The sequence below is a fragment of the Roseomonas sp. CECT 9278 genome (assembly GCF_918698155.1).
GTDB lineage: Bacteria > Pseudomonadota > Alphaproteobacteria > Acetobacterales > Acetobacteraceae > Neoroseomonas.
Genome location: NZ_CAKKLX010000043.1, coordinates 17,387 through 40,316, shown reverse-complemented (window position 1 = coordinate 40,316; position 22,930 = coordinate 17,387). Strand labels below are relative to the sequence as shown.

General features: G+C 73.7%; 27 protein-coding genes. 11 read left to right on the top strand and 16 right to left on the bottom strand.

The genetic code is table 11. The features are described 5' to 3' along the window. The 7 genes from LQ222_RS26315 to LQ222_RS21015 all read right to left on the bottom strand — a co-directional run. Positions 1-1,558 (bottom strand): MMPL family transporter (locus LQ222_RS26315; RefSeq protein WP_305800031.1); only part of this gene is annotated, 1,558 nt, incomplete at its 3' end. Continuing rightward, positions 1,555-2,268, bottom strand: a complete 714-nt coding sequence (locus tag LQ222_RS21040) for an outer membrane lipoprotein carrier protein LolA (protein WP_230168814.1) — start codon at positions 2,266-2,268, stop codon at positions 1,555-1,557. The genes LQ222_RS21040 and LQ222_RS26315, both read right to left, overlap by 4 nt. A 26-nt stretch (positions 2,269-2,294) precedes the next feature. Further along, a complete protein-coding gene (locus LQ222_RS21035) occupies positions 2,295-3,260 on the bottom strand; it encodes an acyltransferase (RefSeq protein WP_230168813.1) in 966 nt (321 codons plus the stop codon). After that, complete coding sequence (locus LQ222_RS21030) at positions 3,257-3,613, bottom strand: hypothetical protein (RefSeq protein WP_230168812.1); 357 nt, start codon at positions 3,611-3,613, stop codon at positions 3,257-3,259. The genes LQ222_RS21035 and LQ222_RS21030 overlap by 4 nt, the downstream gene beginning before the upstream one ends. Continuing rightward, positions 3,613-4,929 (bottom strand): AMP-binding protein, encoded by a 1,317-nt coding sequence (locus LQ222_RS21025; RefSeq protein ID WP_230168811.1) that lies wholly within the window; start codon positions 4,927-4,929, stop codon positions 3,613-3,615. The genes LQ222_RS21030 and LQ222_RS21025 overlap by 1 nt, the downstream gene beginning before the upstream one ends. Further along, entirely contained in the window at positions 4,916-5,530 is a 615-nt protein-coding gene (locus LQ222_RS21020; protein WP_230168810.1) for a hypothetical protein, read from the bottom strand. The genes LQ222_RS21025 and LQ222_RS21020 overlap by 14 nt, the downstream gene beginning before the upstream one ends. Before the next feature lie 5 nt (positions 5,531-5,535). Then, on the bottom strand, positions 5,536-5,802 hold the full coding sequence (locus LQ222_RS21015; RefSeq protein ID WP_230168809.1) for a phosphopantetheine-binding protein: 267 nt from the start codon (positions 5,800-5,802) through the stop codon (positions 5,536-5,538). 214 nt (positions 5,803-6,016) lie between these two features. Here LQ222_RS21015 and LQ222_RS21010 point away from each other — a divergent pair, with 214 nt between their 5' ends. Further along, positions 6,017-6,850 (top strand): polysaccharide deacetylase family protein, encoded by an 834-nt coding sequence (locus tag LQ222_RS21010; RefSeq protein WP_230168808.1) that lies wholly within the window; start codon positions 6,017-6,019, stop codon positions 6,848-6,850. Between the two features lie 10 nt (positions 6,851-6,860). Here the strand turns inward: LQ222_RS21010 and LQ222_RS21005 are convergent, their stop codons facing one another. Continuing rightward, entirely contained in the window at positions 6,861-7,253 is a 393-nt protein-coding gene (locus LQ222_RS21005; RefSeq protein ID WP_230168807.1) for a hypothetical protein, read from the bottom strand. Between the two features lie 86 nt (positions 7,254-7,339). Here LQ222_RS21005 and LQ222_RS21000 point away from each other — a divergent pair, with 86 nt between their 5' ends. Together LQ222_RS21000 and LQ222_RS20995 are read left to right on the top strand one after the other, a co-directional pair. Next, positions 7,340-7,510 carry a hypothetical protein gene (locus tag LQ222_RS21000; RefSeq protein WP_230168806.1) on the top strand — a complete coding sequence of 57 codons (171 nt, stop codon included), beginning with the start codon at positions 7,340-7,342 and terminating at the stop codon, positions 7,508-7,510. Between the two features lie 122 nt (positions 7,511-7,632). Continuing rightward, complete coding sequence (locus tag LQ222_RS20995; protein WP_230168805.1) at positions 7,633-8,283, top strand: serine protease; 651 nt, start codon at positions 7,633-7,635, stop codon at positions 8,281-8,283. A 70-nt stretch (positions 8,284-8,353) separates the two neighbouring features. Here the strand turns inward: LQ222_RS20995 and LQ222_RS20990 are convergent, their stop codons facing one another. Genes LQ222_RS20990 through LQ222_RS20960 form a run of 7 tightly spaced genes read right to left on the bottom strand, consistent with a single transcriptional unit; the run spans position 8,354 to position 13,807 of the window. Then, complete coding sequence (locus LQ222_RS20990; RefSeq protein ID WP_230168804.1) at positions 8,354-9,514, bottom strand: CaiB/BaiF CoA-transferase family protein; 1,161 nt, start codon at positions 9,512-9,514, stop codon at positions 8,354-8,356. Then, positions 9,511-10,476, bottom strand: a complete 966-nt coding sequence (locus LQ222_RS20985; protein ID WP_230168803.1) for a hydroxymethylglutaryl-CoA lyase — start codon at positions 10,474-10,476, stop codon at positions 9,511-9,513. The genes LQ222_RS20990 and LQ222_RS20985 overlap by 4 nt, the downstream gene beginning before the upstream one ends. Continuing rightward, a complete protein-coding gene (locus LQ222_RS20980; RefSeq protein ID WP_230168802.1) occupies positions 10,473-11,087 on the bottom strand; it encodes a DUF938 domain-containing protein in 615 nt (204 codons plus the stop codon). The genes LQ222_RS20985 and LQ222_RS20980 overlap by 4 nt, the downstream gene beginning before the upstream one ends. After that, positions 11,084-11,836 (bottom strand): FkbM family methyltransferase, encoded by a 753-nt coding sequence (locus LQ222_RS20975; protein WP_230168801.1) that lies wholly within the window; start codon positions 11,834-11,836, stop codon positions 11,084-11,086. Before LQ222_RS20975 ends, LQ222_RS20980 begins: the two co-directional genes overlap by 4 nt. Further along, on the bottom strand, positions 11,833-12,276 hold the full coding sequence (locus LQ222_RS20970) for an SAM-dependent methyltransferase (protein WP_230168800.1): 444 nt from the start codon (positions 12,274-12,276) through the stop codon (positions 11,833-11,835). Before LQ222_RS20970 ends, LQ222_RS20975 begins: the two co-directional genes overlap by 4 nt. Next, positions 12,273-13,157: a VOC family protein gene (locus tag LQ222_RS20965; RefSeq protein ID WP_230168799.1), complete on the bottom strand. Its 885-nt coding sequence runs from the start codon at positions 13,155-13,157 to the stop codon at positions 12,273-12,275. The genes LQ222_RS20970 and LQ222_RS20965 overlap by 4 nt, the downstream gene beginning before the upstream one ends. Continuing rightward, positions 13,154-13,807, bottom strand: coding sequence for a glutathione S-transferase family protein (locus LQ222_RS20960; protein WP_230168798.1), 654 nt, complete (start codon positions 13,805-13,807; stop codon positions 13,154-13,156). Before LQ222_RS20960 ends, LQ222_RS20965 begins: the two co-directional genes overlap by 4 nt. Before the next feature lie 166 nt (positions 13,808-13,973). On the opposite strand from LQ222_RS20960, the gene LQ222_RS20955 reads away from it, so the two are divergent. From LQ222_RS20955 to LQ222_RS20920, 8 genes are all read left to right on the top strand, one after another. Next, positions 13,974-15,308 carry an aspartate aminotransferase family protein gene (locus LQ222_RS20955; protein WP_230168797.1) on the top strand — a complete coding sequence of 445 codons (1,335 nt, stop codon included), beginning with the start codon at positions 13,974-13,976 and terminating at the stop codon, positions 15,306-15,308. Positions 15,309-15,313: 5 nt separating this feature from the next. After that, the gene (locus tag LQ222_RS20950; RefSeq protein ID WP_230168796.1) at positions 15,314-16,087 is read left to right on the top strand and encodes a hypothetical protein; all 774 of its coding nucleotides are present in this window, start codon (positions 15,314-15,316) and stop codon (positions 16,085-16,087) included. Continuing rightward, entirely contained in the window at positions 16,048-17,118 is a 1,071-nt protein-coding gene (locus LQ222_RS20945; protein WP_374202182.1) for a GTP-binding protein, read from the top strand. The genes LQ222_RS20950 and LQ222_RS20945 overlap by 40 nt, the downstream gene beginning before the upstream one ends. 211 nt (positions 17,119-17,329) lie before the next feature. Next, positions 17,330-19,033, top strand: a complete 1,704-nt coding sequence (locus tag LQ222_RS20940; protein ID WP_230168794.1) for an ATP-binding protein — start codon at positions 17,330-17,332, stop codon at positions 19,031-19,033. Positions 19,034-19,429: 396 nt separating this feature from the next. Then, positions 19,430-20,443, top strand: a complete 1,014-nt coding sequence (locus tag LQ222_RS20935) for a WD40 repeat domain-containing protein (RefSeq protein ID WP_230168793.1) — start codon at positions 19,430-19,432, stop codon at positions 20,441-20,443. Continuing rightward, positions 20,440-21,267, top strand: coding sequence for an aldo/keto reductase (locus LQ222_RS20930; protein ID WP_230168792.1), 828 nt, complete (start codon positions 20,440-20,442; stop codon positions 21,265-21,267). Before LQ222_RS20935 ends, LQ222_RS20930 begins: the two co-directional genes overlap by 4 nt. A gap of 71 nt (positions 21,268-21,338) precedes the next feature. Further along, on the top strand, positions 21,339-21,755 hold the full coding sequence (locus tag LQ222_RS20925) for a DUF3775 domain-containing protein (RefSeq protein WP_230168791.1): 417 nt from the start codon (positions 21,339-21,341) through the stop codon (positions 21,753-21,755). Further along, a complete protein-coding gene (locus LQ222_RS20920; RefSeq protein ID WP_230168790.1) occupies positions 21,752-22,162 on the top strand; it encodes a hypothetical protein in 411 nt (136 codons plus the stop codon). Before LQ222_RS20925 ends, LQ222_RS20920 begins: the two co-directional genes overlap by 4 nt. On the opposite strand, the gene LQ222_RS20915 is transcribed toward LQ222_RS20920, so the two are convergent. Further along, entirely contained in the window at positions 22,149-22,865 is a 717-nt protein-coding gene (locus LQ222_RS20915; RefSeq protein WP_230168789.1) for a DUF1194 domain-containing protein, read from the bottom strand. The genes LQ222_RS20920 and LQ222_RS20915 overlap by 14 nt on opposite strands. Positions 22,866-22,930 lie beyond the last annotated feature (65 nt).

Below are 22,930 nucleotides of genomic sequence, written 5' to 3'. Positions count from 1 at the left end.
CCGCCAGCGCCGCCGGGTCGGGCAGCGCGGCCAGGCGCGCGGCCTGCGTCGCGGCGCTCGGCAGGAAGCGCGCCGCGTGGTCGAGCATGGCGGTGCCGGCCAGCGCCGCGGCGGCGCGTTCGGCGCCCTGCAGCGCGGCCTCGGCGGTGTCGGCCCGCAGCGCCAGCACCACCCGCACATCCGGCGCACCGACCTGGGCGCGGAGTTCCTCATCCAGCGCGCGCACCGGCTCCGGCACGGGGCTGAGTGCCGCCAGGTCGCGTTCCATGCGCGCCCCGCCGGTCGCGATCATCGCCGCCACCGCCGCGCCGAGCAGCACCAGCACCAGCCCGCGCCGGGCCGGCAGGCGCAGCAGCGCATGCGCCAGGCGCTCCGGCAGCGGGCGCACGGCCAGCCCCTCCGGCGGCAGCAGCGCCGGCAACAGGAAGCGCGTGGCGAGCGCCGCCGCCACCAGCCCGCTGGCGGCGAACAACCCCAGCTGCGCCAGCCCCGGAAAGCCCGAGGCCAGCATCGGCGCCAGCCCCGCCACCGCCGCCGCGCAAGCCAGGCGCAGCGTCGGCCAGATCCGCCGCGCCGTGTCGCGCAGGGCCTCCCCCGGCGCGCGGTTGGTCACCAACAGGATCGGGTAGTCATCCACCACCCCCAGCATGGTCATGCCGAAGCCGAGTGCGGCGCCATGCACATGCCCGAACACCGCCCCCACCATCGCGAGGCCCGCCAGCGTGCCGGCGGCCAGCGGCACCGCCACCACCGCCAGCATCATCGGGCTGCGGTAGCGCCAGAACAGGAAGCCGCCGACCAGCAGGAAGGACAGGGTCGAGACCAGCTGCACGTCGGCGCGCACCGTCGCCGCCGCCTCCGCCGCGAAGATGCCGGGGCCCGACAGCAGCAGCCGCGCGCCGGGCGGCGGCGCGGCCTGCGCGAAGGCGGCGCGGATCGCCGCGACGGCCGCCTGCTGCGCCTGCGTGTCGAGCCCCGCCGCGCTTGTCTGCGCCAGCAGCAGCGCGCGGGTGCCATCGGCCATCCAGACACCGTGCTCGGCGGCGACGCGCCCCTCGCCGGCCCAGCCGCGCAGCATCGCCAGGAAGGCACCGGTCGGGTCGGCGAAGGCGAAGCGGCGGACCAGCGGCGCGGCGGAGGATTGCAGCCCGTCCAGCACGCCTTCCAGCGCCGCGCGCAGGGCCGGTTCGCCGAAGGCCGCCGGCGTCGCGGCGGGCGACAGCGCGTAGCGATGGGCGAACAGCAGCGCCGCCTCCGCCTCGTTCACCAGCGCGCTGCCATTCGCCACCAAGGTGAAGCGGCCATCGGCGGACAGCAGCTGCGCCATGTCGCGCGAGATCCGCGCGAGGTCCTGCGGGGCGGCGCCCTCGATCCCCGCGACCAGCAGCCGGGTGGCGGCGCCGGCGCGCAGTTCGCGCAGCAGGAAGGCGGCTTCCTCGGTGGTCGCGGCGGGCAGGAAGTCGGTGATGTCGCTGCGCAGTTCGACATGCCGCAGCAGCAGCGGGAAGGCGGCCGCCAGCAGCGCGAGCGCCACGGCCAGGCGCAGGAAGCGCATCATGGCGCGGGGCTGGCCATCAGCCGCGTGCGGCCTTCGTTGCCCTGGGTCTCGACCACCGCGAGGAAGCCGCCGATGCCCTCCAGCGTGATGCGCTGCACCGCGCCGCGCAGCCGGAGCGAGCGCGGCACCAGCACGATGCGCCAGCGCGCGGGCTCGCCGCTGAACGTCACCTCGTGATGCCGGCGCAGCGTGGCGATGTCGCCGGCGAGCGTCGCGCGCAGGGCTTCGACCAGCGGGCGGATCTCCGGCGCGGTGTCGAGCGCGAGGGTCTCGCGCAGCCCGCGCTGCGGGCGTTCGATCGTGAGGCGGTTGCCCTCGACCAGGAACAGCTCCGGCGCGGGGTCGGTGGTGCGCTTCTCCAGCCGGTCGGGGGCGCGCCAGGCGAGCGTCCCGCGCGAGACGATGGGCCGGTCGAGTTCCGGCACCTCCTTCTCCTCGACGAAGCTGGCGTTCGACGATGGCACCGCGCGGAAGGCGGCCATCACCGCCGCGAGCGGGTCGGCGGCCTGCGCTGCCAGCGGCAGCAGGAGAACGGCCCGCCGTGGTGCCTGCCACAGCCCGGCGGGTGCGGCTTCACCGATGCCGTCGCGCGATGTGGTGCGCGCGCCGTCGCGCGACGGCGCGCCCAGGCAGTCGCGCGACGGCGCGCCCAGGCAGTCGCGCGACGGCGCGCCCAGGCAGTCGCGCGACGGCGTGCCGGTGCGGGCCATCGCGGGTACCGGACGGTTCCCGCCCGTCACGGCGCATCCCCCCAGAACTCGTAGAAGTTGAACCAGTTGTAGGGATGCGCCCGGCACACCTCCGACAGCCTGTCCGCATACCGCGCCAGCCAGTCCCGCAGCGCTGCCTCCCGCCTGTCGCGCGGCAGGTCGATGGCCGGCGCGAATGCCTCGAAGCGCAGCACGTAGCGGCGCGGGCCGAGCCACAGCCCGAAGCCCAGCACCACCGGCGCGCGCAGGATCGCCGCGAGCGTCATGGGCCCGCCCGGGAAGGGCGCGGGGTGGCCGAGGAACGGCACGCTCATCATCCGGTCACCGCGCACCGCGCGGTCGGCCAGCAGCCCGACCACGCCGGCGCGGTCCAGCACCTCGCGCGCTTCCAGCATCGCCTCGGGCCGGCCCAGCGCGATCACCGCGGCGCGGCGCGTCGGGTCCAGGCTGTCGAACAGCGCATCCGCCGGCCCGGCATTGGCGGTGTGCATCAGCATCCGCACCTCGACCGGCGCGCCATCGCCGCCGACGGCGCGCAGCGCCTCGAACGACCCCATATGCGCGCCCAGCAGCACCAGGCCCTGGCCGCGCGCGGCGGCGGCGCGCAGCGTCTCGAGCCCGGTCACCTCGACCCGGTAGCCCTGGCGCCGCCCGGTCAGCAGGAAGACACGGTCGAGCATGGTCGAGGCGAAGCAGAAATACAGCCGCCACAGGTCGCGCCAGCGCGCCACGCGCCCCAGCGCGCGCGTCAGGTAGCGCCGCGCCGCGCGCTTCTGCGCCGCCGGCGAGGTCACCAGGTAGAACAGCGTGACCGGGAACAGCATGCCATGCGCCGCACGCCAGCCCAGGCCGAGCGCGATCCGCACCATCAGCCGCAGCGCGCCACCGCTGCCGCGCTCGGGCGTCGCGGCCCAGGCGGCGTGTGCTGCAGCGTGGGACGGGGCGTGCGCCGAACCGGGCGCGGGCGTGGGCGCGTCGGGCGCGGCGGTCATGGCGCGAAGGCCAGTTCTCCGGCGGCGACCAGGCGGTCCTCGACAAAGCAGGTGAAGCCCACGCGCAGCGCGCCGCGCGGCGCCCAGGCGATGCGCACCGCCTGGCCGGGCAGCACGGGGGCGGCGAATTTCACCCGCGGCACGGCCACCAGCGCACCGAGCCCGAAGGCCGCGCGCGCCGCGATCGCCACATGATCGACCAGCACCACCCCGGGCACCACCGGCGCGCCGGGGAAGTGGCCGGGCAGGGCCGCGTGGTCCGGCGCGACGACGAAGCCCGGTGCCTCGCCAGGCCCCGGCCCATGCGCCACCGCGGCGCCATCGACCCCCGCATGGCCAGGATCCGGATGCATCAGCGCGATCGCGCGAGCCGCAGCAGGTCCTGGCGCCGCAGCTTGCCGACGCCGTCGCGCGGCAGGGCGTCGGCCATCACCACCGGGCGCGGCAGGAAGGCGGGCTCCACGCGCTCGCGCAGCGCGGCCACCACGGCCTCCGCCGTCAGGCCGGGCGCCACCACCACCGCGGCCAGGCGCGCGCGCGGATTGCGGTCGAGGTCCTCGGGCGCCAGGAACACGCCGTCCTGCACGCCCGCGATCGCCGTCAACAGGCTGGTCAGGCCGGAGAGCGAGGCGCGCTTGCCCGCGAGCTTCACCATGTCGCCGCGCCGGCCCAGCAGTCGGAATCGCCCGGGGCCGAGCCATTCCAGCTCGTCGGCGAGCGGCACCGGCGCCGGCAGGCCGGGCACCGCGACCGTGGCACCGGCCGGCCCGATGTCGAAGGCCACCCCGGCATAGGGCTCCCAGCCTTCGTCCCCCAGGGCGCGGCGGGAGGCGACGGAGCCGGCCTCGGTCGCGCCGTAGATCTCGTGCAGCGGGGCGCCCCAGGCGGCCTCGGCCTCGGCCGCCAATGCGGCGGCCAGCGGCGCGGTGGCGGAGATCACGCCGGCCAGCGGCGGCAGCGCGATGCCGGTGCCGAGCAGCGCGCGCATCTGCAAGGGCGTCGTCACCAGCAGCCGCGGCGCCGGCAGCCCGGCCAGCGCCTCGGCGATGTCGGAGGGGTAGAAGACCGGCCCCGCATGACCCGCGCCGGCACCTTGCAACGGCAGCATCAGCGTGGTCTCGAAGCCATACATGTGTTGCGCCGGCACGGTGCCGACAATGCTCGCGCCGGGCGCGATGGCGAAGCGCGCTGCGGCGGCGCGCGCGCCGGCCACCAGCGCGCCCCAGGGCTTCGGATGCGGCTGCGATTCCCCCGTGCTGCCCGAGGTGAAGGCGATCGCCGCGATCATGCCCGTCGCGATCGGCGGGTTCGGCGCGTCGCGCCCGGCGGCCGCATGGGGGCGCAGCACGGGCAGCGGCAGCGCGATATCGGTGTCCGCCAGGGCGTAGCGCGCGCCATGGAGCGCCGCGATATCCGCCAGCCGCTGCGGCGTGCGGTCGGCCGACAGCAGCGTGGTCTGCCCGCGCGACAGCGCCGCGGCGAAGCCGAGCAGCGCCAGGTAGCGGTCGGCGCAGAAATTCAGCACCGGCCCGTCATCCGGCAGGATGGCGGCGAGGGCGGCGACCTCCGCCAGGAAGCGCTGCACCGTCACGGCATCGTGCCCACGATGGAAGATCGCCTCGGACGGCGCGCGGGAGGTCAGCGGCAGGGCCGGTTCAGCGCGCATCATGCAGGGCATCGGCGCGCCAGATCGCGCGCAGCGTGTTCCAGGGGCTGGCCGACCGCAGCGCCGGGAACAGCGCGCGCCGGATCGGGTGTTCGACCAGGAAGAACGCCGCCGACAGCGCCAGGTTGCCGGCCGCCGAGGCCCCCGGCGCCGGCCCGGCGCCTGCCAGCGTCAGCAGGTTCAGCGCGGCGAAGCCCAGGAAGAACCAGGTCCAGGCCCAGGTGAGGCAGCGCGTATACGCCAGCAGCTCCGGCGACAGCCGGCCATGTTCGGCGCGGGTGTAGCGGGCGATCAGCGGCTCCCGCCCCGGCCGCAGCGTGGCGCCGAAATGCCAGGCCAGCAGCAGGTTGCCCGCCAGCGGCAGCGCCGCGAGCAGCAGCGCGGCGGCGCCCGGCTGGCCGATCCACAACGCGGTCGCGCCGCCGGTGCCCAGCGCCACCGTGCCGATCGGCAGGGCGCGGGACGCCGGCGCCGCCATGGCGCCGATCGCCGCCATGGCCAGGATCGCCGCGGCGTCCTGCTGCCCCCCGGCCTGGGCCGCCAGGAACAGCCCGGACAGCGGCAGCGAGATCGCCAGCCGCGGCGCCAGGCGGGGCAGCGCCATCCGCGTCAGCCCGTCCGGTTCGTCTCGATATGCGCGGCGAGCGCGCGGAGCGAGCGGAAGATGCGGTGGTTGCGTTCGTCGTCGGAGCGCAGCTGGAAGCCGTAGCGCTTGGACACGGCCAGCGCGATCTCGAGCGCATCGATCGAATCGAGCCCCAGCCCTTCGCCGAACAGGGGGGCTTCCGGATCGATCTCCCCCGGCGTGATCTCGAGGTGGAGCGCCTCGACGATCAGGCCGGCGACCTCCGCTTCCAAGGACAGGGTCGTCGTCAACACTGGTCTCCCGCCGCGATCCGCGTTCCATACCGGGGTCCAAGCCGCCCGACCGCCCCGCCCGGTCTTGACGGAAGGGGGTTGACCGGCGACCTGAGCCGCAATGCCAGACATACCCGGAACCCAAAAGTATCAAGGGGAAAGCGGCCGAACAAGGGCGAGCGACCGTGCCGCCCGCCGCTTCGCCCCGCTGCCCGCCGAATTCACCTTCACGGTGGATGTGGAGGAGCATGGCGCGACGGGCCGCGCCGCCGCGGCGACCCGCCGGCTGCTCGACCTGCTGGAGCGCGCCGGCGCGCGCGGTACCTTCTTCGTGCTGGACGATGTGGTGCGCCAGGATGCCGGCCTGGTGCGGGAGGTCGCGCGGCGCGGCCACGAGGTCGCCTCCCACGGCCAAGGCCATCTCCACCTGGCGGACCAGGGGCCGGCGGCGTTCCGGGCCGGGACGCTGGCGGCGCGGGACCGCCTGGCGGACCTGCTGGGCATGGCGCCGCAGGGCTACCGCGCGCCGTATTTCTCGCTGACGCCGCGCGCCGCCTGGGCGCCGGCGATCCTGGCCGAGGCCGGCTTCGCCTATTCCTCCTCCCTGCTGCCGGCCTGGAGCCCGCTGGCCGGCTGGCCGGGGGCGCCGCGCCAGCCCTTCCTGTGGCCCGGCGGCGTGCTGGAACTGCCGGTGCCGGTCGGGCGCGTCGGGCCGCTGCGGCTGCCCTTCCTGGGGGGCATGTACCTGCGCTGGCTGCCGCCCTGGCGCCTGTCGACCCTGGTGCGGTCCTGGGCGGCCGAGAATCGCGGGGGGCACCTGTGGTCCTATTGCCACCCCTATGACCTGGATGCGGGGGAAGGCCTGGTGCGGCGCGCCGATGCCGGCCTGGCGGGCAGCGTCATGCTGTGGCTGAACCGCGGCCCGACCATGCCGCGGCTGGAAGGGCTGCTGCGCGGGCGGCGTTCGGAGCCCTTCGCGGCGCGGCTGCCGGCCCTGCGCGCCGCCGCGGCGGCATGGCAGCCGCAGGACGCGCCCGGCGCGCTGCGTGCCGCGCCGGCCGCGTGAGCCGCCAGGATCAGGGTGGACGGCAGAGCTGTGCCTCGGCCGCCGCCAGCGCCGCGGCCAGCCCGTCGCCGCGGATCTGCGGCACGTCGCGCAGCCCGTCCTCGCGCATGCGGTCGGCGACGCACAGGCACAATCCGGCCACGCGGCGCAGCGGCCAGTCGGTGCGGTCGCCCAGCGCGTCGCGCAGCCCGGTGGTGCAGCGCCAGCGGAACATCGCGTCGCCGAACGGCGTCTGCAGGCCGGATGCGCCGGCGGCCGGCCGCGTGAAGGTGGACGGGCGCGGCGTGCGGTCGGCCGCGACCTCGCGCGCCGGCACCTCGCGCGGCGGGAACGGGCCGACGAACCACCAGGCACCGGCGCCGAGCGCCCCGAGCCCGACCAGGAAGACCAGCATGCGCAGCATCGCCCGAGCATGCCGCCCCCGGGGCGCACCGGCCAGCCCGCACGATGCGGTTCCATTCCGGCGCGGCGGTGTTCTAGGCTGCGGCGATGCGCCGAACCCTGCTCTGCCTGACCCTCGCCGCCGTGCTCCCGGTCGTGCCGGCTGCCCTGCCCCCGGGCATGGCGCGCGCGCAGACCATCGAGACACCGGCCCCGCCGCCGTCGACGCCGATGCCGCGGCCGCCGCGATCCTGCACGCCGGCGCCGCCCACCACCTGACCGCGGCGCAATCGCTGCGGGCCGTCACGCTGGCGTTTGTCACGCGGAGCGCGCCGGGCTTCATCCCGCGGAGCGCGCTACGCTTTGTTGCGCGCTGCGCTCTGGCCCTCATCGCGCTGTGCATGCCCGCCTGGGCGCAGCCCGTCCCAGGCCTCGGCGCGACCGACCCGCGCCAGCCGGTGCCGGCCGACCAGGCCCCCTGGAACGCGGTGGGCGAGATCGAGGCCGCCGAGAACCGCTGCACCGGCACGCTGGTCGGCCCGCGCAGCGTGGTCACCGCCCAGCATTGCCTGATCAACGCCGAAGGGCGCGCCCTGGTGCCGGCCAGCCAGGTCGTCTTCCGCCTGGGCGGGCGCACGGCGCACGGCGTCTCGGTGGTGCGCGGGCAGGGCTTCGACATCGCGCTGGAGCAGCCCTGGCGGGCCGACTGGGCGCTGCTGACGATCGACACGCCGCTCGGCGAAGGGCGCGCGCTGCGGCTGTCCCGCGAACCGCCACGCGACGGCACGCTGCTGGCCCTGCCGGGCTGGCAGCATGACCGGCCCGGCGCGCTGGTGGCGGACCTGCGCTGCCGCGTGCTGGTGATGGGCACCTTCGGCGCGCAGGGGATGCTGGTCGGGCACAATTGCACGGGCACCATGGGCAGCAGCGGGGCACCGCTGATCGCGCGCGACGCGGCCGGCGGGTTCGTGGTGGTGGGGGTGCAGGCGAAGGCGGCGCTGGGGCGGTCGCAAGGGGTCGCGGTGCCGGGCTTCATGATCCCGCTGCGGTAAGCAGGGCGAGGCTCTGCCTCGCGCTCCGCCGGGGTGACAGTGCCACCCCGGACCCCGCCGGGACCCGGCGCTATCGAAGGGGGCGCAGGGGGGCGAGGATCTCGTTGTCGTGCTCGCCGACGCGGGGCAGGCCGCTGCGCACGCCGAGGCGTTCGCCGGAAAACGTGATGGGCAGGGCCGGCACGGCGCCCGCACGGCCATCGGGGAAGGTGATGGGCAGCAGGCCACCACTCGCCGTCAGATGCGGGTCCGCCAGCAGGTCCCACGGGCGCGCGATGCGCGAGAAGGGCAGGCCGGCGCGCTCGCACATCGCCTCCAGCGCCGCCACGTCATGTTTGCGCAGCAGGGACTGCACCAGCGGGATCAGCGTCTCGCGCGCCTTCGCACGGTCGGTGTTGGTGGCATAGGCGGGGTCGTCCAGCACCGGTTCGGCCAGTTCGCGGCGGAAGATCTCCCATTGCCGGTCGGTGACCACGCCGATGAAGATCTGCTGGCCGTCGCCGGTCTCGAACACGTCATACACGCCCCAGGCGCGGCGACCGGCGGGCATCGGCGTGGGATCCTGGCCGGTCATGGCCTGTTGCAGCATGGCGGTGGAGACCAGGAAGGCGGCGTTCTCGAACAGCCCGGATTGCAGGTGCTGGCCACGGCCGGTCGCATCGCGGCTGCGCAGCGCGGCCATCACGGCGATGGCGCCGAACATGCCGCCCATCATGTCGTTGACCGGCGCACCGGCGCGCAGCGGGCGCCCGGGCGGGCCGGTCATGTAGGCCAGGCCGGATTGCATCTGCACCACCTCGTCCAGCGCGGTGCGGTTCTCGTACGGCCCGGGCAGGTAGCCCTTCAACGAGAGGTAGATCAGCCGCGGATTGCGCGCCGACAGTGCGTCGTAGCCGAGGCCCTTCGACTCCAGCCCGCCGGGGCGGAAATTCTCCAGCACCACGTCGGCGGTGTCGACCAGGCGCTTCAGCGTCTCGAGGTCGGCCGCGTCCTCGGTGTCGAGCTGCACGGATTTCTTGTTGCGGCTGAAGGCCGGGAAGAAGCCGGTGCCGGAGGAGACCAGGTAGCGCGTGCGGTCGCCCTTGCCGGGCGGTTCGACCTTGATGACCTCGGCCCCCAGGTCGGCCAGCACCAGGCCGCAGGTCGGGCCCATCACCATGTGGGAGAATTCAATCACGCGGATGCCGGCCAGGGGCAAGGGCGCGCTGCCCTGCGCTTCGGGCGCGCTCATGCCGCGCGTGCCTTGGCCCGGAAGGCGGTCAGCGACCCGCCGCGCAGCAGCGCCGAGGGCAGGGTGCGCCCCAGCACGCGCTCCGCCAGGTGCCCCGCCGCGATCATCGCATCCACGTCGATGCCGGTGGCGATGCCCATCTCCTCGCACAGCAACACCAGCTCCTCCGTCGCGATATTGCCAGGCGCACCGGGGTGCCCGGCGAAGGGGCAGCCTCCGGCGCCACCCACCGCGGCGTCGAATTCATCCACGCCCATCCGCAGCGCGGCGAAGGCGTTGGATATGCCCAGCCCGCGCGTGTCATGCAGATGCAGCGACACCTTCTGCGCCGGCCAGCGCGCCCGCACCGCGCCAACCACGCGGTCGATCAGCAGCGGGTTGGCCCAGCCCATGGTGTCGGCCAGCGAGATGCGCTCGATGGCGCAGCCCGTCTCCTCTGCCAGCGCCATCGCATCCGCGACGGCGGCGATGGCCTGGGCCGGCGTGACCTCCCCAGCGAAGTTGCACCCGAAGGCCGCCTGTACCGACGCACGCGTCACCGCCACGCCGGCCGCCTGGTGCGCGACGACGGTCTCGCGCTGCGCGGCGATCTGCCCGGCGCGGTCGCGGTTCAGGTTCTTCAGCGAAAACGCCTCGGACGCCGCGACGGTGATGGACCCGTACAGCGACAACCGGTCGCGGAATCCCAGCGCACGATCCAACCCCTGCGGGTTGAACCACAGCGCGGTGTAGGACACCCCCGCGCGCGGCGTGAATCCCGCCACCACCGCATCGGCATCCGCCCAGCCCGGCACGCGCTTCGGGCTGACGAAGGACGCCACCTGGATGCGCGGCGCCCCGGTGGCGGCCAGCGCATCGATCAGCGCGATCTTGTCGGCGGTGGGCACGGGGGTGGTGGCGATCTGGAAGCCCTCGCGCGGGCCTTCCTCGGTGATGCGGACGCGCTTCGGCAGGTCGCTCATGGCGTGGCTCCTCCTGGGCTGCGGCGGAAGGCCAGGGTCAGGTTGTTGGCGGGCATGGCGGTGATGGCGGGCGGGCCGAAGCCGGCGGCGTCGGCTTCCGCAGCGACGGCCTCAAGGTCGCGCACGCCCCATTCCGGGTCGCGGGCACGCAGGCTGTCGTCGAAATCGGCGTTGGAGGGCGCGGTATGCGCGCCGCCGCGCTTGAACGGGCCGTACAGCACCAGCGGCGCGCCAGGCGGCAGGATGCGCGCGGCGCCGCGCATCAGCCCCGCGCAGGCGGTCCAGGGCGCGATATGGATCATGTTGATGCACAGCACGGCGTCGGCCTGCGCCAGCGGCCAGTCCGCGGCGGCGGCATCGAGCGCCAGCGCCGGGCGGATGTTCGCCACGCCCGCGCACCAGGCGTCGATGCTGGCGCGGGCATCGGCGTCGGGGTCGCTCGGCTGGAAGGTCAGATCGGGAAGGGCGGGGGCGAAATGCAGCGCGTGCTCGCCGCTGCCGCTGGCCACTTCCAGCAGCAGGCCGCGGGCCGGCAGGATGCCGCGCAGCACCGCCAGGATGGCGTCGCGATTGCGCGCGACGGCGGGGGCTTCGCGGCGGGCGTCGGTCATGGAAACAGCCTTTCCGGCGCGAGCGCGGCATAGACGTCGCCGGAATTCGCCTCATGCGGCAGGGCGGCGATCCAGGCGGCCATGGCCTGCGCGCCGATCGGCGCGGGATGCGCGAACGCCATGCCTTCGCCGAGGCACGCATTGAACGCGCGGTAGCCGAGTGCCGCCAGCAGCACCAGGCATTCCGCCGCCACGCCGCGCTGGATGGTGGTGAACTCGAAGGACAGCGCGCGCGGCGGGCGCGACAGCCCGCGCAGGACGGCGGCCTCGAAGCCCTCCACGTCGATCTTCACGAAGGCCGGCAGGCCGTGTTGCATGGCCAGCGCATCGAGCGTGGTGACGGGCCGCGCGATCGCGCTGTCCCAGCGCTGGCCTTCCCAGCCCGCCGCGCCATCGGCGGCGGCGATGAAGGCGTCCGACGCGGTCGCCACGGTCGGGTTGGCGGTGTTCAGGCGCAGCATCGCCTCGCCCGGTTGCGCGCCGACCAGGGACTGCACCAGCGTAGTGCCAGCATCGCCGCGGAACAGCAGCCGCAGCGCGCGCGCCAGGCGCGGCTGCGGTTCCACCGCCACCACCCGCGCCCCCAGCCGCCGGAAGGATGCGCTGCGATCCCCCACATGCGTGCCGACATCGAAGGCGAGGTCGCCCGCCCCCAGGAAGCGCGCATAGAACCCGTCCAGCACCGCCGCGCGCCCCGGGGCGTAGTAGGTCCGCAGCGAGGCACCGACCGCCTTCGCGAAGCCCGTCATGCCGCGCGCGCCGGCTTCAAATCGACCAGCGGCGTGCCGTCCATGCAATCCAGCCCGCGCACCGTCACCGCGTCGTCGCTCACGGCCACCACATCCACCACGGAGGTCGCGATCGGGTTCGGCCGGTTGGGCGATCGCAGCGCGAAGGTGCCGCGCGCGGCGCGCCCCTTCGGCACCTGGACCAGCAGGTCGCGCCGCGCCAGGTGCATCCAGTAGAGCACCTCCAGCCGGTCGCCGGCGGCGATGCCGCTGAGCGCGGCGCGCCAGGGGGCAGCGACCTCGATACGGCAGTCCGGCCCGTCCGGCGTGCCGCGATGCGGGCATTCGGCGCGGGTCGCGAAGGGCGTGCGGATGCGGCCGATGAAGGCGATGGTCGCGTCGGCGCGGGTCGTGTCGCCGCCCTCCACCTCGCCGGGGCGCGTGGCGTGCCAGTCGCTCACGCGAAGACCATCGCGGCCCCGGCGGCGTGCTCCGGCGGCACCATCAGCCCGCCCGGCGCCTGCACGGTCGGGATGCCTGCCAGCAGCTGGCGCGCCGCCGCGCCGCCATCCGACGTGCGGACCACGATGCCGGCCATGAAGGGCGAGACCGGCGCGCGCATACCCGGCAGCACCTCGGGCAAGGCGGCCTCGGGCAGCACCCGCACGCGGGTTTCCATCACCTCCGCGAAGGGGCCGGCGGCGCGCGCGGCGCCCGGCAGGCGCAGCAGGAAGCCGCCGGCGGGGTCCGGTTCCACCGGCAGGCCCGACACGCGCGACAGCCGCGCGGCCGTCTCCGCCGGTTCGGCGGCACACAGGATGGCTTCCTCCAGCGCGACCGCCTTGTTGGCGTGGTCCATCCAGCGTTCCTGCCAGACCAGTTCGGGCGTCAAATGCCGGATCAACTGCACGCGGCCCTCGGGCGGATCGGGGAAGGGCAGGCGGGCGAATTTCGCGATCGGCCCGCCGGCTTCGACCGGCCGTTCCAGCCAGGCCACGCCCGGGATGTCGATGCCCGCGGCGCGCATGCGGGCCAGGTTCGCATCCTCGTCCGTCATGGCCAATGCGAGGATGTGCATGCCCGGATAGCGCGCGAGGAACCGGTTCAGCGTGTTGTCGAACAGCGCGGGATCGAGGATCGCGATCAGCTCGATATAGCCGTGCTTCAGGAAGGCGCAGCGATTGCCCGACCCGAACTGTTCCACCGGCAGGTCGGGCCTGCGCCGCCCCGATTGCTGCGCGATCGGGCTGAGCGAGAAGCCCAGCCGTTCATAGGCCGCGCAGATCGGCGCGAGGTCGCGCGCGGCGATGCCGACATGATCGAGGGCGACGGCGGTGTTCATGCGGGATTCTCGTACTTGTCGAGCAGCCAGGATGCGGGTTCGGCGGCGGCCTCGATGTGCCAGCGTTCCATCAGCGGATGCGCGCGCACCGCCGCGACATAGGCGCGCGATGTGGCGGTCAGTTCCGGCGCCCAGGTGATGAAGCGCGTGACCACCGGCGCATACATCGCATCCGCCAGGCCGAGGCGTGCGCCGAACAGGAAGGGGCCGCCATGGGTGCTGATCGCCTGCGCCCAGATCGCCTCGATGCGGGCGATGTCCTCCAGCGCCTCGGGCGTGCGGCGCTGGCCAGGGAAGGTCCGGCCGATGTTCATGGGCATGGCCATGCGCAGGCCGCGGAAGCCGGCATGCATCTCGCCGGCGATGGAGCGCGCATGGGCGCGCGCGGCGCGGTCGGCGGGCCAGAGCGACGGGTCGATCTCGGCGCAATATTCCGCGATGGCGAGGCTCTCCCACACCCGCGCATCCTTGTGCTCGAGGTAGGGCACCAGGCCCGCCGGCGTCGCCTGCTTGATGGCGTCGGTGCTGCCGCCGGCGAGCGGGATCAGCACTTCCTCGACATCCAGCCCGGCCAGGTGGACCGCGAGCCAACCGCGCAGCGACCAGGACGAGTAGCGCTTGTTGCCGATGAAGAGGCGCCCGTCTGCCATGCCCGCGCCCTCCTGCCGGCGCGGGCGGACCATGCCACGGGCGGGGCGTCGGGCGAAGCCCGCCCGCTTTGGCCGGCGAAGCCCGCCCGCTGTGGCCGGCGAAGCCCGCTTGCTCCGGCGCGCCCAAGGGTGTTCTTTCGCGGCGGCCAGCCCGGAGCCTGCCCCGATGAACGACCTCAGCGTGCCGCGTCCCAATTCGCTCGACGCGTATTGGATGCCCTTCTCGGACAACCGCTACTTCAAGGGCGACACCTCGCGCATGCTCGCCCGCGCCGAGGGCATGTCCTACTACACGCCCGAGGGGCGCGAGATCCTGGACGGCACCGCCGGGCTGTGGTGCTGCAATGCCGGCCACGGCCGGCGCGAGATCACGGAAGCGATCCAGAAGCAGGCCGCAATCCTGGATTTCGCGCCGACCTTCCAGCTCGGCCACCCGATCGCCTTCGAGGCCGCCGCCCGCATCGCCGACATGACGCCCGAGGGCATGGACCGCGTCTTCTTCACCAATTCCGGCAGCGAGAGCGCCGACACCGCGCTGAAGATCGCGCTCGCGTACCACAAGGCCCGCGGGCAATCCTCCCGCGTGCGGCTGATCGGGCGCGAGCGCGGCTATCATGGCGTGGGCTTCGGCGGCATGTCGGTGGGCGGGATCGGGCCGAACCGCAAGCAGTTCGGTGCCCTGCTGCCCTATGTGGACCACCTGCCGCACACCCACCTGCCGGCGCGCAACGCCTTCAGCCGCGGCGAACCGCCGCACGGCGCGGAACTGGCCGATGTGCTGGAGAACCTGGTCGCGCTGCATGGCGCCGAGACCATCGCCGCCGTCATGGTCGAACCCGTCGCCGGCAGCACCGGCGTGCTGGTGCCGCCGGTCGGCTACCTGAAGCGCCTGCGCGAGATCTGCGACAAGCACGGCATCCTGCTGATCTTCGACGAGGTCATCACCGGCTTCGGTCGCCTCGGCACCGATTTCGGCGCCGAGCGGCTGGGCGTGGTGCCGGATATCATGACCATGGCCAAGGGCCTGACCAATGCCGCCGTGCCGATGGGCGCGGTGGCGGTGCGCAACGGCATCTACGACGCCATCGTGGACGGCGGCGCGGCGGGAATCGAATTCTTCCACGGCTATACCTATTCCGGTCATCCGCTGGCCGCCGCCGCCGCCATCGCCACGCTGGAACTGCACAAGACCGAGGACCTGCCCGGCCGCGCCCGCGCCATCGAACCCTATTGGCAGGACGCGATGCATTCGATGCGCGACGCGCCCAACGTCATCGACATCCGCGACATCGGCCTGATCGGCGGCATCGAATTGGCCCCGCGCGCCGGCAAGCCGGGCCACCGTGCCATGGCGGTGTTCCGCCGCTGCTTCGACGCCGGCGTGCTGGTGCGCGTGACCGGGGACATCGTCGCGCTCTCGCCGCCGCTGATCATCGAGACGCCGCATGTCGACCGCCTGGTCGGCACGCTGGCGGATGCGATCCGCGCGGAAGCCGCCTGACGCGCATGTCCGCGGACCAGGCGCCCGCCCTGCATGTGCTGGTGGTCGATCCGCAGGCCGGCCATGCGGCGCGCGTGCGCGGCATGCTGGTGGCGCTCGGCCATCGCGTGCGGATGGCGCATGACTGGCGCATGGCCGAGACCCTGTTGACCCTGCAATCCTTCGACGTCGTCGTGATGGCGATCGAGACGCCGGGCCCGCGGGGCGCCCCGGCGTCGCAGGCCCTGCGCGGCGGCGCGGGGCGCTGGGCGGGGCTGCCGCTGATCGGGCTGGGCGTGGGCGTGCATCGCCGCGATGCCGAGGCGGCGCGCGCGGCGGGCTTCGATGCGCTGCTCGCGCGGCCCTTCCCGGCCGATGCGCTCGCCGCCGCGCTGGAGGAAGCGCTGCGCCACCGCGCCGCGCCGGCGCTGCTCGACGACGCGGTCCGGGCCGCGCTGCGCCAGGCCCAAGGCCCCGCCGCCCTGCTGGCGCTGGACGAGGGCGCGGTGGCCCGCGCCGCCCACGCCATGGAACCGCTGATGGCCGGCCCTGCCGGGCGGTCCGAGATCCGCGACGCGATCCTGGCGGTGGCCGAGGCGATGGAGGCTGTCGGCGCCACGCACGTGTCCGGCCAGGCGCGCCGCATGATCGAGGGCGGGCCGGCCGCCATGCGCGGCATCCACCCCCTGCTGCAGGCCATCGTCGCGAGCCGCTTCGCGTTGCGCGCCGACAGGATGAACGCCGCCCAGGCCGACCCCATATGGGCGGCAAGCGACACACCCCCCGGAGAGACCCCGTGAGCGAAACACCCGAGCGCGGCCCCGTGCCCGTGACCGTGCTGACCGGCTACCTCGGCGCCGGCAAGACCACGCTGCTGAACCGCATCCTGACCGAGAACCACGGCAAGAAATTCGCCGTGGTGATCAACGAGTTCGGCGAGCTCGGCGTCGACAACGACCTGGTGGTCGATGCCGACGAGGAAGTCTTCGAGATGAACAACGGCTGCATCTGCTGCACCGTGCGCGGCGACCTGATCCGCATCCTGTCGGGGCTGATGCGCCGGCGCGACAGGTTCGACGGCATCATCGTCGAGACCACCGGCCTGGCCGACCCCGCCCCCGTCGCGCAGACCTTCTTCGTGGACGAGGACGTCAAGCGCGCCACCAAGCTCGATGCCATCGTGACCGTGGTGGACGCCAAGCACCTGCCCGCCCGCCTGTCCGACAGCAATGAGGCGCAGGAACAGATCGCCTTCGCCGACATCATCGTGCTGAACAAGATGGACCTGGTCAGCGCCGAGGAAGCCACCGAGGTCGAGCGCCGCATCCGCGCCATCAACCCCTATGCCGAGATCCGCCGCGCCACCAAGTCCGACGTGCCGATCGACGCCGTGGTCGGGCGCGATGCCTTCAACCTGGAACGCATCCTGGAACGCGAGCCCGACTTCCTGTCCGGCGACGACGCGCATGAGCATGATTCCGCGGTGAACAGCGTCTCCTTCGAAGTCGCGAACCCGATCGACGCCGAGCGCTTCAACGCCTGGATCACCCAGGTGCTGGCCGCCAAGGGCCAGGACCTGCTGCGCACCAAGGGCATCCTGTACTACGAGGGCGACAGCCGCCGCTTCGCCTTCCAGGCGGTGCACATGATCGCCGATGGCGACTTCATCGGCGCGGTGAAGGATGGCGACCCGCGGAAGTCGAAGATCGTCTTCATCGGCCGCGACCTCAACCGCCCCTGGCTGCGCCGCGGCTTCGAGGCCTGCCAGGCCGGCGAGGACCAGGCGAAGATCGAGGCCGAGATCGCCCGCTGGAACGTGCCGGCGGGCTGACCCCGCGGGCGGCATCGCGTGCAACGACCGAACGGCACTGGGCGTTGCAGCGCATCGGGGCACGCGGCCGCGCCGCGCATCCGGACAGCCGCCGATCCTGCGCCTGGGATGGCGGTGGCCGGCGGGGTGCAGGCAGTTCCGGTCGCTTTCTCAGCCGCGCCGGCGCCGGCGTGCTATGCTGCGCCGCAACATCACGCATGACGGGGCCCGCATGACCACGATCACCAGGCTGCGCGTCGGCGACGAGGCGTTCCTCGTTGCCTCGATGATCGAACGCTGCCCGCGATCCATGATGATCCGGGAATTGCTGAAGAACGCCCAGGAGGCCGCCGCCGAGGCCCCCGCGCCGCGCGTCGAGTTCTCCGCCATCACGGTGGAGGGCGCGCGCAAGCTGGTGCTGTGGAACACCGGGCGCGGGCTGACGGCCGAGGAGCTGTACCGGATGTGCGACATCGCATCCTCGGTGAACAAGCGCACCGGGCTGGATGGCAATTTCGGCATGGGGGCGAAGGTGGCCTCGTTGCCGTCCAACCAGCACGGGATGCGCTACCGGTCGTGCCGCGACGGCGTGGTGCACCAGGTCATCCTGGGCAAGCGCGACGGCATCTATGGCCGGGTGCACCAGCCCGGCGCCGATGGCCGCCCGACCGAGATCATCGACGCCACCGCGGCCGCCCGCGCCGAGGGCCGCGACATTGGCCTGGACTGGACCGAGGTGGTGCTGCTGGGCAACCGCGCCGACCAGGACACCGTGGCCGACCCCTATGACGGGCATCCGCGCAGCGGCCCGGCCTGGCTGGTGGAGGCGATCGGCGCCCGCTTCTTCCGCTTCCCCGCGGGGCAGCAGGTCATGCTCGCGCCGGGGCTGGCCGGCCAGCCCGGCCGCTATGCCCTGCGCTCGGCCGCGCAGCGCCTGGCCGCGCTGCCGCACTACGAACGCGTCGCGCTGCCGGCGGGGGTGGCGATCCACTACGCCTACGATGCGCCGGCCCCCGACCGGCCGGGCGTCAACGCCAGCCACGCGAGCGGCCTGGAAAGCGCCGAGGGCATGGGCGGCGTGGTGTTCCAGAACGAGATCTACGGCGCGCTGCGCGCCCACCATTGGCGGCGCGAGGCGCCGGGCTTCGGCGTGCCGACCGGCGCGCGCCACGTCTCGATCCTGGTGGAACTGCCCGATGGCTTCCCGGTGCAGGCAGAGGGCTACCGCGAGGCGCTGCGCCATCGCGGCGGGGTGCAGCCGCTGGTGCGGATGCTGGATTTCGCCGCGCAGGTCGCCGAGAACCTGCCGCTCTGGCTGAAGGCGATCCTGGCGGAGAATTCCCCCGCCGGCGCGCTGGCCGAGGAGGTGCAGCGCCAGATGGCCGCGCTGCTGGAGGAAATGGGCGTGGTGCGCCGCCGGCCGCCGCGCCAGCGCCTGTCCGACCGCCAGGCGCCGGCGGCGCCGCGCCCGCCCGGCCCGCCGCAACCCCCGGGCGCGGCACCGGCGCCGACCTTCGAATCGGCGCCGGACCTGATCCTGCTGCGATCCCCGGGCGAGATCGCCGATGCCGGGCTGGCCCACCGCGCGGCCTGCTACTACCCGGAAAGCCACCAGCTGCACGTCAACATGGCCTATCCGGCCGTGCCGCGCCTGGCCGCGATGCTGACCGGCAGCGCCCCGGGCGAGGAAACCCACCCGGCGATGCAGGCGGCCGCGCAATCCGTCGCGGAGCGCGCGATGGTGCTGCGCGTGGCGCGGGCGCTGGTGCATGCGCTGGACAAGCGCGGCCGGCCGGCCGAGTGGAACGACGTCCATATGCGCACCCTGATGTCGCCCGAAAGCCTGACGCTGGCCGCGGACGACATCCACACCGGCCTGCCCGAGGCGCGCGAAGGCTTCCGCGCGGCCATGGCCGAGGGTGATGCCGCGGATTGAACGCGCAGGCGCCGCGCGGGATGCCGGCACGGGGCGCGCGCGACCCGGCCCGCCGATGCAGGCCGCTGGCATGGGCGGGGGGCGCACCGGGCGCGGGGCCTGTCGCCCGGCGGCGTGCCAGGGCAGCCCGCTGGCCAAGCGCATGCGCGTGACCGCGCTGCCAGCACGCATGCCCTACGGCATCCCGCCGGCCGGGCGCGCGCGTGGACGCCGAGCGCGCGGGCGGCACGCAATGCGGACCACCAGCTGCCGGCCAGATGCGCGCGGGGAAGGCGGCCGGCACCATACATTCCGCACCGCGCGCAAGGCGGTCCAGGCCGGGTGGGTCGCGTGCCCGGCGACCATGGCCTCCGCGCCCGCATCGGGCCATACAGGGCGGATCAGAAGGACCATGCCATGAGCGAGACCACGGCCGACTTCCTGCTCGACACGCGCGGCCGCGCGCAGGATCTCGGCGCCTGGGTGGTCGGCGTCGCCTTCGGGCGCGAGGGGCGGTCCTGCGCCTTCGCGCTCGGCGACGGCACGGTGCGGCTGGCGCAGGATTGGCGCAGCATCGCCGCGCATGATGGCGGCTGCCTGGCGATCGCACCCGATGCCGCGGACGGCGTGATCACCGGCGGCGACGATGGGCGGCTGATGCGCGTGGCGCCGGATGGCACGGCCACCGAACTGGCGAAGTACGGCAGCAAATGGGTGGACCAGGTCGCCGCGCATGAGTCCGGCCTGCGCGCCGCGGCGGTCGGCAAGGCGGTGCATCTGCTGGATGGCAAGGGCGCGGCGCTGAAGTCGCTGGCGCATCCTTCCACCGTCACGGGCATCGCCTTCGACGCCAAGGGCAAGCGCATCGCCGCGTCGCACTACAACGGTGCGTCGTTGTGGTTCGTCGCGGCAAAGGAGGGCACGCCGCGCGTGCTGGAATGGAAGGGCAGCCATACCGGGGTGCTGGTCAGCCCGGATGGCACGCATGTGGTGACATCCATGCAGGAGAACACGCTGCATGGCTGGCGGCTGGCCGATGGGCAGCACATGCGGATGGCCGGCTACCCGGCCAAGACACGATCCTTCGGCTTCACCGCCAAGGGCCGCTGGCTGGCGACGGCCGGGGCGGATTGCGTGGTGCTCTGGCCGTTCTTCGGCGGCGGGCCGATGGGCAAGGCGCCGACCGAACTGGCCGGCGGCGATGGCGTGCTGTGCACCACCGTCGCCTGCCACCCGACGCAGGAGGTGGTGGCCGCGGGCTTCGGCGACGGGCTGGTGCTGATCGCGGAGGTCGCCTCCGGCCGCGTGGTGCCGGTGGCCGCGCCGCGGGGGTCGGCGGTCTCGGCGCTCGCCTGGGACCAGGTCGGCGGGCAGCTCGCCTTCGGCACGGAAGCCGGCTTCGCCGGGCTGGTGGACCTGACCGCACGATGACCGCGCCGATCCTGGAGACCCCGCGAATCCGCATCCCGCGCCTGGGCCTGGGCACCTGGCCGATGCGCGGCGCCGAGGCGCAGCAGGCGGTCGAGGGCGCGCTGGCGATGGGCTACCGCCACCTCGACACCGCCGCGATGTATGGCAATGAGGAAGCGGTGGGGGCCGGCATCGCGGGTTCCGGCCTGCGGCGCAGCGACGTCTTCGTCACCACCAAGGTCTGGTGGACCGAGCTCGCGCCCGATGCGCTGCGCGCCTCGGCCGAGGCATCGCTGAAGCGGCTTGGCCTGCGCCATGCGGACCTGATCCTGGTGCATTGGCCGGCGCGCGACATGGACCTGCCGGCGACGCTCGGCGCGTTGGCCCGGCTGCGGCAGGATGGGCTGGCGCGCGCCGTCGGGGTGTCGAACTTCCCGGCCGGGCTGCTGGAACACGCGGTCGCCCTGGGTATCGCGCCGATCGCCGCGCTGCAGGTCGAGGCCCATGTGAATCTCTGGCAGGATCGGCTGGCATCGCTGTGCCGCCGGCATGACGTCGCGCTGATTGCCTATGCGCCGACCGCCAAGGGCCAGGTCGGCGACGACCCGGTGATGCGCGCCATCGCCGTGAAGCATGCCGCGACCCCGGTGCAGGTCGCGCTGGCCTGGCTGCTCGCGCAGGATGGCGTCGTTGCCATCCCGAAATCGGCCAGCCCGCAGCGCCAGCGGGAGAACCTCGCCGCCGCCGCCCTGCGCCTCGATGGCGAGGACATCGCGGCGATCGCGCGGCTGCCCAAGGACCGCCGGCTGGTGAACCCGGACTTCGCGCCGGACTGGGCGGCATGACCCGCCGGGGGGTGGCAGCCCCCCGCCCGCCCATGCTTGATTGCCGCGATCCAGACGCAGGAGCGACGATGATGGCCGAACCCGACGACGACGAGGATTTCGACCTCGGCATCAGCCTCGAATCCGTGGCCGCGATCGTCGATGCCGCCCGCGCCGTGCAGGAAAGCGAGGAAAGCGGCGCTGACGACCGCGAGGATGAGGACGAGGAAGGCCTCGATGCCGAGGATGACGAGAACATGGATGAGGACGCGCTGCGCGCCTTCATCGCCGAGCTGAACGAGGACGAGCAGGCCTCGCTGATCGCGCTCGCCTGGGTTGGCCGCGGCGACTATGCCGGGCCGGATTTCGAGGAAGCACGCACCCTGGCGCGCGAGCGCAACATCCGCGACGCGGCGGAATACCTGCTCGGCATCGACCTGCTGGGGGATATGCTGGAGGAAGGGCTCGCCGAGCTCGGCCTGTCGCTTGAGGATGCGGACGGGTCGTGAATCGGGCCGCGCTGCTCGCATTGCTGGCCTTGCTCGGCTGTTCCGCGCGGGATTCGCAGCGCGCCGAGGATGGGCGCGAACAACTGGTCGGCCTGCGCGCCGATGATTTGCGGCTGTGCGCCGGCGTGCCGAACCTGACCGCGACATCCGCGGGTGGCGATTTCTGGACCTATGACCGGTCGCCGCCGGCCTCGGGTGTGTCGGCGCCGGTGCCGGTGATCGGCGGGTCGCTCAGTGTCTCGGCCGGGTCGACCTGCCGGGTGACGTTCCAGCTGGTGGACCAGCGTGTCACGCGCGTGGGCTATGCGGCGGCATCGGACCTGCCGCTGTCGCAGAACGCCGCCTGCGCGCCGGTCGTGCAGGGCTGCCTGCGGCTGGTCCAGGAAGGCGCGGTCAGGCGCGAATAGGCCCGGCCGGCAGCCCCGCGATCTCGCGGATCAGCTTGCGCTTCACCGCCACGCCGAAACTCTCGAAATCCTCCGCCACGATCATGAAGTGGCCGTTCCCGCCGATCACGTTCTCCCGGTAGTAGTCATCCAGCGGCACTGGCGGCAGGCGGCCGAAGGTCGGGCGGTCGTTGATGATGGGCAGGCCGTTGATGGTGATGCCCTCGGCCACCGCGGCGTCGCGCTGCTGGTCGGCCGGCGGGCCGGAATTGTTCACGCCATCGCCGGAGACGTCGATGACCTTGCGGGTGGCTTCCCAGGGGCATTCCGCCATGACCTGGCGCGAATGGCGGATGGCGCCGGAAATGGACGTCCAGGACAGCGATGCGCGTGGCGCGGCGGCGAGTTCGGCCCCCCAGGCATCGGCATCCGCCTGGTTGGCGATGCGCCGCCACGGGATGACGGTGCGCTGGTATTCGATGCCCGCCCATTCGACATAGGCGATGCCGACCGCGCCGATCATGCCGCCGCGGATGGCGGCGATCACCACCGGGTCGGCGACCGCGACGCGATAGCCCTCGCGCTGCAGACGGGCCTCGTCCTCGTCGATCGACCGCGAGACGTCGACGGCCATGACCAGCGAGACGTCGATCGCGTCCTCCGCCCTTGCGGGCCGGATACCTGCCGCGACTCCCGCGGCTGCCAGAAGTGTCCTGCGACGCATCCGCGGCTCCGTGGCTCGACGCCACATCGTGGCGCCGCGCCGCGGCGGAATACAACTGTTCCGTG

Coding starts and splice junctions, on each gene's coding strand:
- LQ222_RS21035 (WP_230168813.1), bottom strand. CDS start 3,260: ATGACCGCCGCGCCCGACGCGCCCACGCCCGCGCCCGGTTCGGCGCAC.
- LQ222_RS21040 (WP_230168814.1), bottom strand. CDS start 2,268: ATGGCCCGCACCGGCACGCCGTCGCGCGACTGCCTGGGCGCGCCGTCG.
- LQ222_RS21025 (WP_230168811.1), bottom strand. CDS start 4,929: ATGATGCGCGCTGAACCGGCCCTGCCGCTGACCTCCCGCGCGCCGTCC.
- LQ222_RS20935 (WP_230168793.1), top strand. CDS start 19,430: ATGAGCGAGACCACGGCCGACTTCCTGCTCGACACGCGCGGCCGCGCG.
- LQ222_RS21000 (WP_230168806.1), top strand. CDS start 7,340: ATGCGCCGAACCCTGCTCTGCCTGACCCTCGCCGCCGTGCTCCCGGTC.
- LQ222_RS20940 (WP_230168794.1), top strand. CDS start 17,330: ATGACCACGATCACCAGGCTGCGCGTCGGCGACGAGGCGTTCCTCGTT.
- LQ222_RS21005 (WP_230168807.1), bottom strand. CDS start 7,253: ATGCTGCGCATGCTGGTCTTCCTGGTCGGGCTCGGGGCGCTCGGCGCC.
- LQ222_RS20990 (WP_230168804.1), bottom strand. CDS start 9,514: ATGAGCGCGCCCGAAGCGCAGGGCAGCGCGCCCTTGCCCCTGGCCGGC.
- LQ222_RS20980 (WP_230168802.1), bottom strand. CDS start 11,087: ATGACCGACGCCCGCCGCGAAGCCCCCGCCGTCGCGCGCAATCGCGAC.
- LQ222_RS20925 (WP_230168791.1), top strand. CDS start 21,339: ATGGCCGAACCCGACGACGACGAGGATTTCGACCTCGGCATCAGCCTC.
- LQ222_RS20915 (WP_230168789.1), bottom strand. CDS start 22,865: ATGCGTCGCAGGACACTTCTGGCAGCCGCGGGAGTCGCGGCAGGTATC.
- LQ222_RS20975 (WP_230168801.1), bottom strand. CDS start 11,836: ATGACGGGCTTCGCGAAGGCGGTCGGTGCCTCGCTGCGGACCTACTAC.
- LQ222_RS21030 (WP_230168812.1), bottom strand. CDS start 3,613: ATGCATCCGGATCCTGGCCATGCGGGGGTCGATGGCGCCGCGGTGGCG.
- LQ222_RS20995 (WP_230168805.1), top strand. CDS start 7,633: ATGCCCGCCTGGGCGCAGCCCGTCCCAGGCCTCGGCGCGACCGACCCG.
- LQ222_RS20960 (WP_230168798.1), bottom strand. CDS start 13,807: ATGGCAGACGGGCGCCTCTTCATCGGCAACAAGCGCTACTCGTCCTGG.
- LQ222_RS20955 (WP_230168797.1), top strand. CDS start 13,974: ATGAACGACCTCAGCGTGCCGCGTCCCAATTCGCTCGACGCGTATTGG.
- LQ222_RS20945 (WP_374202182.1), top strand. CDS start 16,048: ATGGGCGGCAAGCGACACACCCCCCGGAGAGACCCCGTGAGCGAAACA.
- LQ222_RS20950 (WP_230168796.1), top strand. CDS start 15,314: ATGTCCGCGGACCAGGCGCCCGCCCTGCATGTGCTGGTGGTCGATCCG.
- LQ222_RS20965 (WP_230168799.1), bottom strand. CDS start 13,157: ATGAACACCGCCGTCGCCCTCGATCATGTCGGCATCGCCGCGCGCGAC.
- LQ222_RS20985 (WP_230168803.1), bottom strand. CDS start 10,476: ATGAGCGACCTGCCGAAGCGCGTCCGCATCACCGAGGAAGGCCCGCGC.
- LQ222_RS21020 (WP_230168810.1), bottom strand. CDS start 5,530: ATGGCGCTGCCCCGCCTGGCGCCGCGGCTGGCGATCTCGCTGCCGCTG.
- LQ222_RS20930 (WP_230168792.1), top strand. CDS start 20,440: ATGACCGCGCCGATCCTGGAGACCCCGCGAATCCGCATCCCGCGCCTG.